The organism is Microbacterium sp. USTB-Y, assembly GCF_023703415.1.
Classification (GTDB): Bacteria; Actinomycetota; Actinomycetes; order Actinomycetales; family Microbacteriaceae; genus Microbacterium.
The window spans coordinates 155,046-171,058 of sequence record NZ_JAGMTU010000001.1; the positions used below are offsets into that span (position 1 = coordinate 155,046).

The 16,013-nt window shown below is 72.1% G+C and carries 13 protein-coding genes; 5 read left to right on the forward strand and 8 right to left on the reverse strand.

Features of this window, described 5'->3' with window-relative positions:
- The first annotated feature begins 16 nt into the window (after positions 1-16).
- From J8G10_RS00695 to J8G10_RS00705, 3 genes are read left to right on the forward strand one after another with little or no spacing between them, the layout of a single operon-like run.
- Positions 17-1,528 carry a class I adenylate-forming enzyme family protein gene (locus J8G10_RS00695; RefSeq protein WP_251438558.1) on the forward strand — a complete coding sequence of 504 codons (1,512 nt, stop codon included), beginning with the start codon at positions 17-19 and terminating at the stop codon, positions 1,526-1,528.
- The gene (locus J8G10_RS00700) at positions 1,525-2,805 is read left to right on the forward strand and encodes a beta-ketoacyl-[acyl-carrier-protein] synthase family protein (protein ID WP_251438559.1); all 1,281 of its coding nucleotides are present in this window, start codon (positions 1,525-1,527) and stop codon (positions 2,803-2,805) included. The genes J8G10_RS00695 and J8G10_RS00700 overlap by 4 nt, the downstream gene beginning before the upstream one ends.
- Positions 2,802-3,974 (forward strand): acyl-CoA dehydrogenase family protein, encoded by a 1,173-nt coding sequence (locus J8G10_RS00705; RefSeq protein WP_251438560.1) that lies wholly within the window; start codon positions 2,802-2,804, stop codon positions 3,972-3,974. Before J8G10_RS00700 ends, J8G10_RS00705 begins: the two co-directional genes overlap by 4 nt.
- A gap of 114 nt (positions 3,975-4,088) precedes the next feature.
- Here the strand turns inward: J8G10_RS00705 and J8G10_RS00710 are convergent, their stop codons facing one another.
- Positions 4,089-5,582, reverse strand: a complete 1,494-nt coding sequence (locus J8G10_RS00710) for a DHA2 family efflux MFS transporter permease subunit (RefSeq protein ID WP_251438561.1) — start codon at positions 5,580-5,582, stop codon at positions 4,089-4,091.
- A gap of 93 nt (positions 5,583-5,675) precedes the next feature.
- On the opposite strand from J8G10_RS00710, the gene J8G10_RS00715 reads away from it, so the two are divergent.
- Entirely contained in the window at positions 5,676-6,350 is a 675-nt protein-coding gene (locus tag J8G10_RS00715) for a helix-turn-helix domain-containing protein (RefSeq protein WP_251438562.1), read from the forward strand.
- 48 nt (positions 6,351-6,398) lie between these two features.
- On the opposite strand, the gene J8G10_RS00720 is transcribed toward J8G10_RS00715, so the two are convergent.
- From J8G10_RS00720 to J8G10_RS00740, 5 genes are read right to left on the reverse strand one after another with little or no spacing between them, the layout of a single operon-like run.
- Positions 6,399-8,708 carry an arylsulfatase gene (locus J8G10_RS00720; RefSeq protein WP_251438563.1) on the reverse strand — a complete coding sequence of 770 codons (2,310 nt, stop codon included), beginning with the start codon at positions 8,706-8,708 and terminating at the stop codon, positions 6,399-6,401.
- Positions 8,709-9,491 (reverse strand): ABC transporter ATP-binding protein, encoded by a 783-nt coding sequence (locus J8G10_RS00725; protein ID WP_251438564.1) that lies wholly within the window; start codon positions 9,489-9,491, stop codon positions 8,709-8,711.
- Complete coding sequence (locus J8G10_RS00730; RefSeq protein ID WP_251438565.1) at positions 9,488-10,324, reverse strand: ABC transporter permease; 837 nt, start codon at positions 10,322-10,324, stop codon at positions 9,488-9,490. Before J8G10_RS00730 ends, J8G10_RS00725 begins: the two co-directional genes overlap by 4 nt.
- Positions 10,321-11,112, reverse strand: a complete 792-nt coding sequence (locus tag J8G10_RS00735; protein WP_251438566.1) for an ABC transporter permease subunit — start codon at positions 11,110-11,112, stop codon at positions 10,321-10,323. The genes J8G10_RS00730 and J8G10_RS00735 overlap by 4 nt, the downstream gene beginning before the upstream one ends.
- Complete coding sequence (locus tag J8G10_RS00740) at positions 11,109-12,113, reverse strand: ABC transporter substrate-binding protein (protein WP_251438567.1); 1,005 nt, start codon at positions 12,111-12,113, stop codon at positions 11,109-11,111. Before J8G10_RS00740 ends, J8G10_RS00735 begins: the two co-directional genes overlap by 4 nt.
- 219 nt (positions 12,114-12,332) lie before the next feature.
- Here J8G10_RS00740 and J8G10_RS00745 point away from each other — a divergent pair, with 219 nt between their 5' ends.
- Positions 12,333-12,956, forward strand: a complete 624-nt coding sequence (locus J8G10_RS00745) for a TetR/AcrR family transcriptional regulator (protein WP_251438568.1) — start codon at positions 12,333-12,335, stop codon at positions 12,954-12,956.
- On the opposite strand, the gene J8G10_RS00750 is transcribed toward J8G10_RS00745, so the two are convergent.
- Together J8G10_RS00750 and J8G10_RS00755 are read right to left on the reverse strand one after the other, a co-directional pair.
- Positions 12,953-14,437 carry a GMC family oxidoreductase gene (locus tag J8G10_RS00750; protein ID WP_251438569.1) on the reverse strand — a complete coding sequence of 495 codons (1,485 nt, stop codon included), beginning with the start codon at positions 14,435-14,437 and terminating at the stop codon, positions 12,953-12,955. The genes J8G10_RS00745 and J8G10_RS00750 overlap by 4 nt on opposite strands.
- A gap of 3 nt (positions 14,438-14,440) precedes the next feature.
- Positions 14,441-15,865 (reverse strand): aldehyde dehydrogenase family protein, encoded by a 1,425-nt coding sequence (locus J8G10_RS00755; RefSeq protein ID WP_251439358.1) that lies wholly within the window; start codon positions 15,863-15,865, stop codon positions 14,441-14,443.
- Positions 15,866-16,013 lie beyond the last annotated feature (148 nt).

The following is a 16,013-nucleotide window of genomic DNA, read 5'->3' on the forward strand; positions in this document are numbered from 1 at the left end:
ACGGGAAGGGTGGGGCATGCCGATCACCACGACCGTGCTCTCCACCGCCGCGCGGCATCCTGCGCAGCCCGCCATCGTGGGCGCCGACGGCGTCCTCGACTACGCCGGCCTCGTCGAGGACTCGCGTCGCGTGTTCGCCGTCGTGGACGCGGCGCATCGCGCCCAGGCCGCCCCTCCGGCGCCCGCCCCGGAGACCGCGGGCATCCCGATCACGGCGGTCAGCGTCGCGAGCGCGTTCCACGCCGCCCGGATCGTCGCGGGGCTCGCCGGATACCGCGCGGTGTCCGCGACGATCGACCCGCAATGGCCGCTTGCGCACCGCGTGCACGTCGTGACCGCCGCGGGGATCGGGCTCGTGATCAGCGACGACGCCGCCTTCGCGTCGGCCCTCGGCGACGCCGGATGGAGCGGCACGGTGCTCACGCTCGCCGAGTTCCTTGACCGCGAGCAGGCGGCGATCCCTGCGGATCCCCCGACGGCCCGCGACGGCGACGAGGCGTTCCTGCTGCTGTTCTCCTCGGGCACCACGAGCGACCCGAAGGCGTTCCTGAAGACCCGGCGCCAGTACCGCGAGAACGTCGCCGTCTCGAGCGCGCACCTCGAGCCGCGCCCCGGCGTCGAGACGCTCGCACCTGGACCCCTGTCGTACAGTCTCACGCTGTACGCGCTCATCGAATGCCTCGCGACCGGCGGCGGCGCCCACCTCGCCGACGCGTTCGACGCCGCACGCCTGGCGCACCGCGTCGCGACCGAGGGGATCACCCGGATCGTCGCCGTGCCGGCCGTGGTGCAGGTGCTCATCGATGCGGCCCGCCGCGACCCGCACGCGTTCGCCGGGCTGGACCTCGTCGTGACCGGCGGGGCGAACCTCCCCGCGGCGCTGCGCGACGGCCTCGCCGCCGCGCTGCCGCACGTGCGCCTGATCAGCTACTACGGCGCCGCCGAGATCGGCTTCATCGGCGACAGCCGGGGAGGCGACGGCACGCTGCTGGACGTGTACGAGGAGGTGGCGGCCGAGATCCGCGACGATTCCGGACAGCCCGTGCCCGACGGTGAGCTCGGCACGCTGTGGATCCGCGCCGCCGCCTGCTCGGACGGCTACCTCGCCGCCACGACGGACGCCGTGCTGCGCGGCCCCGACGGCTGGGCGACGGTGCACGACATGGGCCGGATGACGGAGGGGCGGCTGCAACTGGCCGGACGCGCGGGCGACATCGTCGCCACCGGCGGTCACAAGGTCTCGCTGCCCGAGATCGAGCGCGCCTTCGACGGCATGCCGGGGCTCGGCGCGGTGTGCGCGATCGCGCTTCCCGATCCGCGCCTCGGCGCCGTCGTGGCGCTCGTGGTCGAGGGCGCGTCTACCCCGTCGAAGGCAGACCTGCAGGCCTGGGCGCGCGACCGCCTGGCCCCGCAGTTCGTGCCGCGTCGCTGGTACCGGCTCGATCGGATCCCCCGCACCGCGGGCGGCAAGATCCGCCGCCCCGAGACCACCGCGCTCATCGAGCGCGGCGAAGGGGTCCGGCTGTGACGGCCGGCCGGCGCGTCGTCGTCACCGGCCTCGGCGCCCTCACGCCGAGCGGGCTCGACGTGCCCTCGCTCTGGGAGGCGGTCGTCGCGGGCCGCAGTGCGATCACGGCGCTCGACGCCCCGGAGTTCGAGGGCCTGGCCGTGCGGATCGGGGGCGCCGTGCGCGGCTTCGATGCGACCGGCCTCGTGGAGCCGCCGCTGAGCCGCCGCCTCAGCCCCGCCCAGCTCTGGGCGATCGCCGCCGCGGATCAGGCCCTCGCCCAGGCCGGTGTCGACACCGCCGCCCTGCGCGCCGGTGCTCCGCTCCCCTGGGACGCGACCCGCACCGCCGTCCTCGCCGCGACGGGATCCGGTCCCATCGACCAGATGCAGGCCGCCACCCGCGCGATCGACGCGCGCGGCCCGCGCGGCGTGCCCCTGAGCCTGGTCGTTCACGGCGCTCCCGACGCAGCGGCCGCCCTGCTCAGCGAGCGCTACGGCGCGCGCGGCACGGCGCACGGGGTGACGGCGACCTGCGCGTCCAGCGCGATCGCCCTCGGCGACGCGCTGCGCCGCATCCGCCACGGCTATGCCGACGCCGTGCTCGTGGTCGGCATGGAGGACTGCCTGAACCCGGTCAACCTCGCCGCGAACGCGAACCTGCGCGCGCTCGCGAGCGGCTATGAGGCGGATCCGGCCGCGGCCAGCCGTCCGTTCGACCGCGGGCGCCGCGGCTTCGTGATGGCCCAGGGCGCCGCCGCGCTGCTGCTCGAGGCCGAGGACTCGGCCCTCGCCCGGCGCGCCGAGCCCCTCGCCGTTCTCTCCGGGTTCGGCGAGTCGAGCGACGCGCACCACCCCACGGCCCCGCATCCGCAGGGCCGCGGAGCCGCGGCGGCCGTCGCCGCGGCTCTCGCCGACGCCGGACTGGATCCGCATGCCGCGGACGGCATAGACCACGTCAACGCGCACGGCACCGGCACTCCGGTCGGCGACGCGGCCGAGCTCGCGGGGCTCCACGCCGTCTTCGGCGACCGCGCGCGGCGGATCCCGATCACGGCGACGAAGTCGAGCACGGGGCACCTGCTCGGCGCGTCCGGGGCCGTCGAGGCGGTCCTCGCGATCCAGTCGCTGCGGACCGGCCTGATCCCGCCCACGATCAACCTCGACGACCCCGAGTTCGCGGACTGGGACATCGTCCGCGAGGCCCGTTCCGTCGCGCTGCGCCGGGTGCTGTCGCCGTCGTTCGGCTTCGGCGGCCACAACGGCGCCCTCATCTTCGAACACCTGGAGGCACGATGACTGACCGTCTCACCCGCCACGCCGAGCTCGCCGAGCGGTATCTCCCGGACGATCTCCTGGAGCGGTTCCGCGAGCGCGCGGCGGTGTACGACCGCGAGAACCGGTTCTTCGACGAGGACTTCGCCGAGCTCGCCGATCGCGGCTATCTGCTGCTGTTCGTGCCCGAGGAGCACGGAGGGCCCGGACTGAGCCTCGACGAGGTCTCCCACCTGCAGCAGCGCCTTGCGACCGCGGCCCCCGCGACCGCGCTCGCGGTGAACATGCATCTCATGTGCACCGGCGTCGCGAAGGCCCTGGCCGACCGCGGCGACCACTCCCTCGACGTCGTGTTCACCGAGGCGATGGCGGGCGAGGTCTTCGCGTTCGGGATCAGCGAGCCGTCCAACGACTGGGTCATGCAGGACTCGAAGACCGTCGCGGTCCCGCAGCCCGACGGCGGCTACACACTCACCGGCGTCAAGATCTTCACCTCGCTCTCCCCCGTCTGGACGCGCCTGATCACGCACGGCAGGGACGACACGGATCCGGAGGAGCCGATGCTCGTCTACGGCTTCCTCGAGCGCGACGCCGACGGGATCGCCGTGTCGGACCAGTGGGATGTGATGGGCATGCGCGCCTCGCAGAGCCGGGCCACGATCCTCACCGACGTGCGCATGGAACCGGAGCGGGTGAACCGCCGCATCGCCGTCGGCCGTGTGCCGGATCTGCTCACGTTCGCGATCACGAGCAACTTCCAGCTGCTGATCGGATCCGTCTATGCGGGCGTCGCGCGCCGCGCGCTCGATCTGGGAGCGGCGGGCCTGAAGAAGCGCCGGTCGGCCAAGGCGGGCGCGACCCACGCCGAGGTGCCCGAGTCGCGCACCCGGCTCGCCGACGCCCACCTCGAGTACCTGGCGGTCCCCGCGCAGCTGGAGGCGTACTGCCGCGACTTCGACGAGCGCGTCGATCACGGCGCGCGCTGGCCGCTGCTGCTCGTGAGCGCACGCCTGAACGCCTCGACCGCCGCCCGTCGCACGGCGGAGGCCGCCCTGATGTGCACGGGCGGGGCCGGCTTCGACAACGGCCACGAGCTGAGCCGGCTGTACCGCGACGCGACGGCGGGGCTGTTCCATCCGCCGAGCGCCGACGCCGCCCGCCCGATGTACGCCGCCGCCCTGCTGGACGACTGACCCCCGCGCGCGCTTGCGCGCCCTCCTCCGTCGAGGCCCCCTCGCAGCATCCGGGCCCCCTCGCAGAGACGTCTGTGCGAGGGGGCCCGGGTTCTCCGAGGGGGCGTCGACGGTTCAGGCAACCGCCTCCGGCGCATCCGGCGCTTCGGCGGCCGCGGGCCGGCGCACGCACAGGGCGAGTGCGATGACGACGAACGAGAGGATCGCTCCGGCGAGGAACGCGAGGTGCGAGCCGTGCGCGGCGGCGGCCGGCGAGGGCAGCTCGGGGTTCGCCGCCCCCGTGGTAGCGACGCCGGTGGCGTAGAGGGCCACGAAGATCGCGGTGCCGGCCGCGCCGGCGACCTGCTGCAGCGTCGCGATCGTGGCGCTGCCGTGGGAGTACAGGTGCGGAGCGAGAGAGCCGAGCGAGGAGCTGAACGCCGGGGTGAACAGGAAGGCGAGCGAGAGCATCAGGACGATGTGCGCGCCGAGCAGAATCACCCAGGACGAGTGCTCGCCGAGACCCAGCGCGAGGGTCCACAGCGACGCGGCCAGCCCGAGCGACCCCGGGATCACGAGCGGACGCGGCCCGAACCGGTCGTAGAGCCGCCCGACGGAGGGCCCCGCGAGCCCCATCAGCAGTCCTCCGGGGAGCAGGATCGCGCCCACCCACAGCGGATCGAGACCGAGCGTGTAGCGCGCGAACTGGGGCAGCACGATGAAGGCGCCGAACAGCGAGACCATGCCGACCGTCATCATCGCCACCGCGACGGCGAAGTCCCGCGAGCGGAAGGTCCGCAGATCCAGGAGGGCCGCATCGGTGCGCTGCAGGACGGCCTGCCGCCAGCCGAAGAGGCCGAGCGTCAGGAGCCCGACCACGATCGGGATCCACGGCTGCAGCGCCGCCTGGCCGACCGCCGCCGCGCCGATCTGGCTGAGACCGAACACCAGGGCCGAGAAGGCGAGCGCAGCGAGCACCACCGAGAGCACGTCCAGCGGGACGGCGCGGGTCTCCGACACGTTCGGGATCCGACGGATCCCGATGGCGAGCATCGCGAGCGCGATCGGCAGCATCACCCAGAACAGCCCCTGCCACGGCAGCACCTGGATGAGGGCGCCGGAGACGATGGGGCCGACGGCCGGAGCCACCGACATGACGATCGAGACGCGCCCCATCACCCGGCCGCGCTCGTGGGCGGGAACGATCGTCATCACGGTCGCCATCATGAGGGGCATCATCACCGCCGTGCCCGTGGCCTGGACGACCCGTCCGACGACGAGCATCTCGAAGACCGGCGACAGGGCGGCGATCACCGTGCCGACGACGAAGCTCGACATCGCGAGAGCGAACACGGTACGGGTGCGCAGGCGCTGCATCAGCCATCCGGTGGTCGGGATGACGACGGCCATGGTCAAGGCGAACGCCGTGGTGAGCCACTGCCCGCGCGTCGCATCGATGTGCAGGGACTCCTGGATGCGAGGCAGCGCGACGGCCATCATCGTCTCGTTCAGGAACACGACGAACACGGCGGCGAGGAGCAGCCGCAGCGCGGTGCGGTTGCGCGCCTCCCGGGCGGAGCCGGCATCCGACGAGGCGTCGACCTCGGGCGGGGCGATGGTGGCGGTCATGTCCTTCTCCTTCTCCTGGGGAGCCCGAATCCGGGTTACTGCAAAAAATAAAGCACACTACAAATAATGAAGTCAAGTGGTAATCTGAGATCCATGACGAATCAGCACTACGGCCAGTTCTGCGGCCTGGCCCGCGCGGCGGAGATCGTGGGGCAGCGCTGGACGCTGCTGATCCTGCGCGACCTCAGCGTGGGGCCGCGACGCTACTCGGATCTCGCCGCCGGCCTCCCGGGCATCCCCACCAACACCCTGGCGACCCGGCTCAAAGAGCTCGAGGACGAGGGCATCGTCGAGCGGGCGGCCCCGGTCGGCTCGGAGCGCTCCGTCGTCTACGGCCTCACGCCGCGCGGCCAGGAGCTCGGACCGGCCCTGGAGGCGCTGTCGCGCTGGGGCGCGGGCGGGATGCGCCTGCCCCGTGAGGGGGAGATCGTGACGACGGCGTCGATCACCGCGGCGCTCCGGGTGGCGGCGGGTGACACGGTCGTGCCCGCGGACTGGGACACGACGTACAACGTGCGGGTCGGCGAGGTGGAGTCGCACGTCGTGATGCGCGGCGGCGCCATTACCGCCGACCCCGGGTTCGTCGAGCACGCCGACCTCGAAATCACCGCAGGGCCGGGGATCCGCGATGTGCTCGCCGGGACACTGAGCGCACAAGACGCGGTCGCCACCGGCGCGGTCGAGCTCGCAGGCGACCCCGCGCTCTTCGAGCGTTTCGCCGAGACCCTGCGCGTCCCCTACAGCGCGAACCTCCTCGCACCGTCCTGACTCCGGGCGCGGATGCGGCCTTGCCTGCCGACGAAGACCCCGCGCACCTCAGTCCACGAGGTCGCGCATCTCCTGCTCGATCGCGCGGAGCACCGTCGCGTCCTCGGGCGACGACTCCCCCGGCACGTAGCGCAGGGAGAGGATCCGGCCGCCACTGAAGCGGAAGGAGCGGTGCCGCTCGTAGATCTCCCAGTCCACCGGGCCGCCGTAGTCGTAGCCCACGCTGATGCCGGTGAACGGGGCCATGCCGACGAGCATCGGCACGTCGTCGAGGCTGATGCGCTCCACGCCGTCCACATCGAGCGCGAGGCTCCAGCGCAGACCGAGGTCGGCCCGCACCCGCAGGACGATGCGGTGACGGCCGGGACCCGGGGCGGTCGTGCGCACGCGGCGCATCGCGCCGTAAGCGTTGTAGGAGAGCAGCAGCTCGTCGCCGTCCAGGGCGAGGAGGTACCCGCCGCCCTGATCGCCGTGCGCGAGCAGGACGCCCTCGGCGCCGGGGCCGAGGTCGAGCTCGGCGTGCACCTCGAAGGAGCGGAGCACCGTGAGCCGCGCCGAGCGGAACCGCTCGAGCGGCGGACGGAACGGCACGAGCTCGACCGGCTCCGAGAGCGGGGCCTCGGTCCCGGGGCGCACCGCGTGCAGGGTGCCGTCGTCGTCCAGCGGGAACACGGTGTTGCGCCAGGCCTCCTCGCGCCAGCGCTCCGCGAGCGCCCGCACCTTCGAGGGCTCCGTCGCCGCACGATCGCGCGTCTCGGTCGGGTCGCTCGGCAGGTGGTAGAGCTCCCACGTGCCCCCGGCGGCGCCCTGGGCGCGCGTCGGCGGGATCGGCGAGACCGCCTTCCACTCCCCCTCGACCAGCGCCCGCCGGCCGACGCACTCGAAGTACTGCTGCTCGCGCCCCGGCGCGGCCGGATCCGCGAGTATTCCGGCGATGCTGTCGCCGTCGACCTCGGGGGCCTCCGCGCCGTTCCATCGCTCCGGACGCGCGACGCCCGCGAGCTCGAGCAGCGTCGGGGCGAGATCGGAGACGAAGACGAACTGGTCCCTGAGTCCGGGCGAGGCCGCGCCGGCGGGCCAGGAGATCACGAGCGGGGCATGCACGCCGCCCTCGTAGGTGCTCGACTTGAACGACCGGAACGGGGTGTTCGACACCCGGGCCCAGCCCGTCGGGTACTGCCCGTAGAGCCGGGGCCCGCCGATCTCGGAGAGCTCGCGGGGCACGTCGTTCACCCACCCCTCGGGCACCGCCCCGTGCAGCCCGAACTGGGAGAAGTAGCTGCGCGTGCCGGTCGGGCCGCCCTCGGCCGTCCCCCCGTTGTCGCTCGCGATCACGATGATCGTGTTCTCGCGCTCGCCCAGCTCGTCGAGCCGGGCGAGCAGGCGCCCGACGCTCTGATCGATCTCGTCGACGGCGGCGGCGTAGACCTCCATGTGGCGGGCGAAGAGCGCCCGCTCGTCGGGGCCGAGGTCGTCCCAGTGCGGGATCCGGTCGCCGTCCGCGAGCGGATCCCCGGGCAGCTCGGCATGCGCGGGCACGATGCCGCGGGCGCGCTGACGCGCGAAGCGCTCCTCCCGCACGGCATTCCAGCCGCGCTCGTAGTGGCCGCGATAGCGCTCGATGTCCTCCTCCTTGGCCTGGATCGGCCCGTGCACCGAGGTGTGCGCGTAGTAGAGGAAGAAGGGCTTGCGGCGCTCGTTCACGCGGAGCTCGTCGATCATCCCGATCGCGCGATCGGTCAGCTCGTCGGTGAGGAAGAAGCCCTCCGGGAACTCGGCGACGTCGACCACCGAGTTGTCCTGGACGAGCCGGTGCGGGTGATGCAGCGAGGTGAAGCCGTCCATCGACCCGAAGTAGCGGTCGAAGCCGCGCTGCAGCGGCCACGACGACCGGTCCGCGCCGTCGTGCAGCCGCGACTCGACCGTCAGGTGCCACTTGCCGACCATGAAGGTCGCGTAGCCGCCGGCGCGCAGCGACTCCGCGAGCGTCGGCGCATCCGCCGGCAGCTCGCAGGCGAACCCGGGGTAGCCGGGATCGATGTGTGCGACGAAGCCGAACCCGGCCCGGTGCGGGTTCAGTCCGGTGAGCAGCGCAGCCCGGGCCGGGGAGCACATGGGCGCCGTGCGGTAGTTCGTGAACAACCAGCCGTCGGCGGCCAGGCCGTCGATGACGGGCGTCCGGATCTCGCCGCCGAACGGCCCGAGGTCGCTGAAGCCGAGGTCGTCGACGAGCATGACGACGATGTTCGGCGCCCCCTCGGGCGCGGTCGGCCGCGCCCGCCAGGCGGGATCCGATTCGGAGGTGAACTCGCCGATCCGCCCGGGGAAGCCCTCGTAGCCGCGAGCAGCGCGGTCCATTCAGCCCGCCTTCCGGATGAGGCCGAAGATGCGGGTGCGGAGCTCGGCGAACTCCGCCGTCGCCCGCGTCTCCAGCTGGTCGCGAGGACCGCCGAAGTCGATCTCGATGATCTCGGTCACCCGGGCGGGCCGCTCGCCGAGCACGATGACCCGATCCGAGAGGTACACGGCCTCGTCGATGTCGTGGGTCACGACGAGGATCGTCATGCCGAACTGCTCGCGGATCCGCAGACACAGATCCTCGAGCTCGAACCGGGTCTGCGCGTCGACGGAGGCGAAGGGCTCGTCCATCACGAGCACCTCGGGACGGTAGGCGATCGCGCGGGCGATCGCGACGCGCTGCTGCATGCCGCCGGAGAGCTGCCACGGGTACTTCGCGCCCGCGCCGGCGAGCCCGACCGCGGCGAGCGCCGACGTGATGCGCTCCTCCCGTTCCGCGGCGCTCAGCCGGAGGTGGCGGAGGGGCAGTCGCACGTTCTTCTCGACCGTGAGCCACGGCATGAGCGAGCGCGTGTACTCCTGGAAGACGAGGGCCATCTCCTCGGGCGGCCCGTCGATCTCCTTCCCGTCGATGCGGGCGGATCCGGCCGTGATCGGCTGCAGGCCGGTGAGGCACTTCAGCAGCGTGGTCTTGCCGATGCCGGACGGCCCGACGATGCAGGCCACCTCGCCGGCCTGCACGTCGAAGGTGAGGTCGGCGATGACCGGCACGTCACCGCTCTTGGTGCGATAGGTCTTGGCGAGGCCCTGGACGCTGAGCCGGGGGCTGGTGGTGAGGCTCATTCGCTCTTCTCCAGTTGTTGTGAGGCGATGTACCAGCGCAGGACGGCGCGGCGGAACAGGACGAACAGGGCGGTGGACAGGTAGCCGAGCACGCCGAGCACGATGATGCCCGCCCACATGTCGGCGATCGCGAAGGACTGCTGCGCGAGCAGGGTCGCGGCCCCCAGGCCCGCGGAGGATCCGAGCATCTCGCTCGCGATCATCACGACGAACGCGGTGATGAGGCTCACCTGCATGCCGGAGAGGATCCGCGGGCTCGCGGCCGGCAGAGTCACCTGGAACAGCCGCTCCGCACGGGTGAGTCGGTAGACGCGCCCCACCATCTGCAGCGTGGGCTCACCTGCGCGCACCCCGTCGATCGTCGAGATGAGGATCGGGAAGAGCGCCGCGAGCGAGATCGAGAGGATGCGCGTGCCGTTGCCGAAGCCGATGAGCGAGACGAAGATCGGCACGAGCGCGACCGGCGGGATCGCCCGGAAGAAGTGGATCGTCGGCTCGACGAACCAGCTGAGCGGGGCGATGAGCCCGAGCGCGCACCCCAGCAGCACGCCGACGACCGTCGCGATGAGGAACGACACGACGAGGTTCAGCACCGAGATGCCGATGTCGCCGAGGAACGCGGGCGTTCCGATGAGTTCGCCGAGCCGGGTGAGGATCGCGGACAGCGGCGGGAAGAACGTGTTCGTGGATCCCGCCGAGGCGATCCACCACAGCGCGATGAGGACCACGGGGACCGCGATCTCGACGAGGATCAGCAGCCAGCGCGGAGCGGAACTCAGCCGGCGCCCGCGCCGGAGCCGCGCGCTGGTCTGCACGGACGTGGTGAGGGTCATGCGTGTTCCGCCTTCCGGTACTGCGGGTGCCAGTGCAGGAGCCGGCGCTCGCCCCACTGGCTGAGCCCCTGGATGAGCAGGCCGAGCACGCCGAGGATCAGCACGTAGCCGAACAGCTCGGGCTGGTTGCCGGAGATCTGCGACATGAGCAGGCTCTGGCCGAGCCCCGGTCCTCCTCCGAGGAGGCCCGCGACGACGGCGATGACGAGCGAGGTGGGCGCCGCGACCCGGAGCGCGGTGCCGATGTACGGCAGCGCGCTCGGGATCACGATCCGGGTGAGGATCTCGCCCCGGCTCATCCCGTAGGACGCCCCCGTCGCGCGGGCCACCGGGTCGGTGTCGAAGACGCCCGCGGAGGACTGCACGGCGATGGCGATGAAGGAGCCGAAGAAGACGAGGAAGGTCCCCATCCCCGACGTGGGGCCGAGCACGAGCACCACGACCGGGAGGATCACGATGGGGGGGATCGGCTTGAGGAACTCCAGCGGCACCCTGGTCGCGTGCATCGCGAGCGGAGAGGATCCGATCGCGATGCCCAGCAGCACGCCGACGATCGCGGCGGCGATGAGCCCGGTGAGGGCCATGACCAGGGTGTCCGCCGTCGCCTGCCAGAGCTGCGGCGTGCCCAGCAGCCGGCCCGCCGCGCCCAGCGCCTCGAGGGCGGAGGGCAGCGGCGCACCGGCGAGCGGGCCGACCGTCGCGGCCAGCTGCCACACCACGAGTGCGGTCAGGGCGCCGGCCGCGCCGAGCAGCGCAGGGAGGATGCGGGAGCGGGTCACGGTCGTCACTTCGTGAGGATGACGCCCGTGAGGTCGACCGGCTTCTTCAGGAACCCGAGATCCACCATCTTGTCGTTCGGGCGCTGCAGATCCTGCTCGGTCACCGTGGCGGGCCAGACCGGAACCTTGACCTCGTCGACCGAGAGCGTCGACTTCGTGTAGGCGAGGCCGGCCTTGATGGCCTCCTCGGGATGCGCGGTCGCGTACTCGTTGGACTTCGCGATCGCGCGCTGGAAGGCGCTGACGACGTCCTTCTTCGAGGTCACGGTCGCGTCGCCCGCCGTCCACAGCCCAGTCGCACCGGTCTCGAAGAAGCCGATCGACGGCGCGGCGAGCTGGGGGTTGCCCGCCGAGAGCGCCTGCGCGGTGAAGGGGCTGACCAGCCCCGCCGCGTCGACGTTGCCGCTCTTCAGGGCGGCGACGGCCGAGGTGAAGTCGAGCACGACCCATTTGACGCCCGTCGCCGGGTCGATGCCGTTCTTCTTGAGCTGCTCCGCGATGACCACCTCGAGCTGGGCCTTGCGGGCCGGGATCGCGATCGTCTTGCCCGCCAGTTCCTTCACCGAGGTGATGCCGCTGGACGCGCTCGCGAACAGGCCGGTGTCGTCGAACGCCGCGGGGTCGGAGGCGCTCGTCGCCGCATCCGGGTAGCCGTCGGCGGGGGCGACGACCTTCATCTTCACCCCCTGGCTGAGAGCGTTGAGCAGCGGGATGCTGGGCGAGTACGCGATGTCGACCTGGCCGCTCTGGGCGGCGGCGAGGCCGGCGGGCGGGTTCGCGACGATCGAGGTCTCGATCTTGAGCCCTTCATCGGCGAAGAACCCCTTCGCCATCCCGGTCAGCAGGCTGCCGTCGGAGGTGAGCCCGATCGTGGCGACCTTGACCGTGGTGAGATCGCCCTTCTTCCCCGGTTCGGCGCTGCCGGAAGAGGACGAGCAGCCGGCGAGGGCGGCGGCCGCGCCGACGGCGACGACCGCGGCGGCGACACGGAGTGCGCGCGTGATGTGCATGTGTGCTTCCTGTCAGAACGAGGGATGGGATCTCGGAGCGGAGGCGTCGCTGCGGTGCGACTTCATCGTCTTTAATCACCACTTGGTCACTTAAATATCCAGCAAGGCGTTAGAGTTGTCAAGATGTTTCGGAATCTTACGTGTCCACGTGGACACGAAAGATCGCCCGGCGCCCCGGCGCCGCGCCCCTAGGATCATCAGGATCGGAGGAGGACTGACGTGCCCAAGATCGTTGACCACGACGAACGGCGGGACCACATCGCGGATGCGGCCACGAAGGTGATCGCCCGAGAGGGCTTCGAGCGCGTCACGATGCGCCAGATCGCCGCCGAAGCCGGCTACACGCACGGAGCGATCGCGCGCTACTTCCCGACCAAGGAGAGCCTGCTCACCGCGTCCTTCGTCCGCCTCCACGTGCAGGCCAACGGACGGATCCTCACCGAGGTCGCGGGCAAGCGCGGCCTCGACGCCCTCGAGCAGATGTGCCGCGAGATCCTCCCGTTCGGAGACCTCGGCCCCAAATACGCCCGCGTCGTGATCGCCTTCTGGGACCACGCCTCGCAGGACACCCGGGTCACCCAGATCCACCGCGAGAACAACCAGCGCTGGCGGGACCAGTTCCGCCGCTTCCTCGTCGAGGCGCGGGAGGACGGCGAGCTCGCCGCGCACATCGACATCGACACGGCGGTCGGCGAGGTCGCCTCGCGCAACGCCGGCTGGCAGATGGTGTCGGTGCTGCTGCCCGAGGTCGCAGGCGACGAGCGCATCGAGGCGGGGCTGCAGGCCCTGCTCGCGGAGCTGCGGGGCCGGACCCCGGACGGGCCCGGCCCCGCCGACTCCTAGTCCGCGTCCTCGAGCAGGAACCGCGCACCGCGCTCGCCGATCACGGCGGCGGGGGCGTTCGTGTTGCCCGTGGTGATCGTCGGCATGACCGAGGCGTCGATCACGCGGAGCCCGGCGACGCCGTTCACCCGCAGGCGCGGATCCACGACGGCGTCCGGATCCGTGCCCATCCGGCAGGTGCCGACCTGGTGGTGGTACGTGATCGCGGTGCGGCGCACCCAGTCCTCGACATCGGCATCCGTCACCTCCGCGCCGGGGTAGGCCTCGGTCGCGCCCCACTCCCCCGCGAGCGCGGGCCGGGCGCCGATCCGGCGCGCCTGGCGCACGGAGGCGGCGAGTGCCGCCACGTCGCGGTCGTCTTCCAGGGCCGCGAGGTCGATGAGGAGCGGATCCTCGGCGCCGGGGCCGGACAGGCGCAGCGCGCCTCGACTGTGCGGCGTCACGAGGCCCGCCATGAGCGTGAAGCCGTCGCCCGGCCCGTGCGCGCCGGGACGCGGCTCGAGCTCGCCCCACATCGGCACCGAGAAGTGGATCGGCTGGGTGTCGGGCTCGGCGAGGCCGTCGCGCGAGCGCCAGAACAGGTGCGTCTGCGTGACGGACACCCCCGGCTGCGGTGCACCGACGGGCTGCGCGGTCGTGAAGATCACCGGGGACAGCAGATGGTCGTGCAGGTTCGCGCCGACCGCGGGGACGTCCCGGAGCACCTCGATCCCCAGCGCCTCGAGGTCCTCGCGCGGGCCGATGCCGCTGCGCAGCAGGATCGCGGGGCTGCCCAGCGCACCGGCGGCGAGGATCACCTCGTCCGCACGGAGCTCGGATCCATCGCTCAGCCGCACGCCCACGGCCGCGCCGTCCTCGACGATCACGGACTGCACCTCGGCATCCGTGACGATCCGCAGGTTCGCCGCATCCTCGACCGGGCGCACATACGCCATCCACGTGTTGACACGACGTCCGTCGCGCATCGTGACCTGCTCCTGGGAGACGCCGTCGAGCGTGCCGCCGTTGTAGTCGGGGTTGTGCTCCAGCCCCTCCTCGACGGCCGCGTCGATGATCGACTGCTGGATCGGGACGAGCGCGTAGTCGTCGGTCACCGGGAGCAGGTCGTTCTCGATCGCGTCGTAGACCGGTTCGACCTCGGCCCAGCCCCAGCCGGTGGCGCCGGAGCGCTCCCAGCCGTCGAAGTCGGAGCCGGCGCAGCGCACCCAGATCATCGCATTCAGCGCGTGGGATCCGCCGGTCACCTTCCCGCGCGGCAGGTGCAGCCGGCGGCCGGCCGCGTGCTCCTGCGGCACCGTGAAGTAGTCCCAGTCCTCGGCGGCGTGCCAGAGCTCGCCCGCACGGGAGGGGTCGTGGATCGCGGGGTTGGTGTCGTAGCCGCCGGCCTCGATGAGCGTCACGTCGTACCCGGCGTCGACGAGACGCCGGGTGACGATGCTCCCCGAGGTGCCGGCTCCGACGACGATCGCGGAGCGGGCCATGGCTCAGGCCTTCCGGCCGGGTCCGGAGACGACCTGGGGCACGGCGACGGACTTGAGGCCCGCCACGCCGAACTCGAGCCCGTAGCCCGAGCTCTTCACGCCTCCGAACGGCACCATCGGGTGCAGCCCGCCGTGCGAGTTGATCCATACGGTGCCGGACTGCATGCGGGTCGCGGCCTCGCGTGCCGCCTCGGGGTCGCTCGACCACACCGAGGCGCCGAGGCCCACGTCGACCGCGTTGGCGAGCGCGAACGCCTCGTCCACGTCGGAGTAGCGGATGATCGGCAGCGCCGGCCCGAACTGCTCCTCCTGAACGAGCGCGGCGTCGTTGTCGATGTCGGCCACGATCGTCGGCCGGTAGAACAGCTCGCCGAGCTCGGGGGCGGCCTCGCCGCCGGTCACGACGCGGGCGCCCCGGGCCTTCGCGTCCTCGACGAGGCGCGAGACGATGTCGAACTGCTGCTTGTTCTGCAGCGGGCCGAGGACGTTGTTCTCATCCAGCCCGTTGCCGATCGGCACGTTCGCGGCGATGCCGGCGAGCGCATCCACGACCTGGTCGTAGAGCGAGTCGTGCACGTAGAGCCGCTTCATCGCCGCGCAGGTCTGCCCCGTGTTGATGAACGCGCCCCAGAACAGGTCCTCGGCGATCGCGGCCGGGTCGGTGCCCGGCAGCACGATGCCCGCGTCGTTGCCGCCGAGCTCGAGCGTCAGGCGGGCGAGGTTGCCGGCCGAGCTCTCGATGATCTTGCGGCCGGTGGCCGTGGACCCGGTGAACATGATCTTGTCGATGTCGGGGTGCGCGGCGATCCGCGCGCCGACCTCGCGATCGCCGGAGATCCCGATCAGCACGTCGGCGGGCAGCACGTCGTTCATCACGGCGAGCATCGCCAGCACGCTGAGCGGGGTGTACTCGCTGGGCTTGACGACCACCGTGTTGCCCATCCGCAGGGAGGGGCCGATCTGCCAGATCGTGATCATCAGCGGCCAGTTCCATGGGCCGATCGCACCGACCACGCCGGCCGGCTTGTAGACGAGCTCCGCGTGCAGGTTCTCGTCGTCCACGAGCACCTCGGGCTCGAGCACCGTAGTCGCGTTCGTGCGCAGCCAGGCAGAGCACGCGCCCAGCTCGAACCGCGCGTTCGGACCGTTCAGGGGCTTGCCCTGCTCCCGCGAGAGCAGGAGCGCGAGCGCCTCCGCGTTCGCGTCGATCGCGTCGGCGGCGGCGAGCAGCAGCTCGCTGCGCTTCGCGTGGCCGAGCGCCTCCCAGCCCGGCTGCGCGGCCTTGGCGCGGGCGATGGCGTCGTCCAGATCGGCGACGGTCTGCACGGGGGCGCGGCCGATGACCTCGCGCGTGGCGGCGTCGGGGATGTCCCGCCCGCTGCCTTCCGGGGCCTGGATGCGGTCGAGCAGCGCGGACGCGGCGGACATGTCGGTCATCGGTCTCTCCTTCGAGTATGCGGACGACGATGCGTCCTCCCATTGTGGGCGCGTGCGGGGTGCCGGGGCTTGTCATCCAGTGCACGGCGCTCGTCCAGCCGCGAAGGGATCCGGATCCGATCCGCCCGTTTCCGCCCCG

Excerpts from the sequence above, each read along its gene's own strand:
- J8G10_RS00695 (WP_251438558.1), top strand. The coding sequence starts at position 17 with ATGCCGATCACCACGACCGTGCTCTCCACCGCCGCGCGGCATCCTGCG.
- J8G10_RS00705 (WP_251438560.1), top strand. The coding sequence starts at position 2,802 with ATGACTGACCGTCTCACCCGCCACGCCGAGCTCGCCGAGCGGTATCTC.
- J8G10_RS00710 (WP_251438561.1), bottom strand. The coding sequence starts at position 5,582 with ATGACCGCCACCATCGCCCCGCCCGAGGTCGACGCCTCGTCGGATGCC.
- J8G10_RS00715 (WP_251438562.1), top strand. The coding sequence starts at position 5,676 with ATGACGAATCAGCACTACGGCCAGTTCTGCGGCCTGGCCCGCGCGGCG.
- J8G10_RS00720 (WP_251438563.1), bottom strand. The coding sequence starts at position 8,708 with ATGGACCGCGCTGCTCGCGGCTACGAGGGCTTCCCCGGGCGGATCGGC.
- J8G10_RS00725 (WP_251438564.1), bottom strand. The coding sequence starts at position 9,491 with ATGAGCCTCACCACCAGCCCCCGGCTCAGCGTCCAGGGCCTCGCCAAG.
- J8G10_RS00730 (WP_251438565.1), bottom strand. The coding sequence starts at position 10,324 with ATGACCCTCACCACGTCCGTGCAGACCAGCGCGCGGCTCCGGCGCGGG.
- J8G10_RS00740 (WP_251438567.1), bottom strand. The coding sequence starts at position 12,113 with ATGCACATCACGCGCGCACTCCGTGTCGCCGCCGCGGTCGTCGCCGTC.
- J8G10_RS00750 (WP_251438569.1), bottom strand. The coding sequence starts at position 14,437 with ATGGCCCGCTCCGCGATCGTCGTCGGAGCCGGCACCTCGGGGAGCATC.
- J8G10_RS00755 (WP_251439358.1), bottom strand. The coding sequence starts at position 15,865 with ATGTCCGCCGCGTCCGCGCTGCTCGACCGCATCCAGGCCCCGGAAGGC.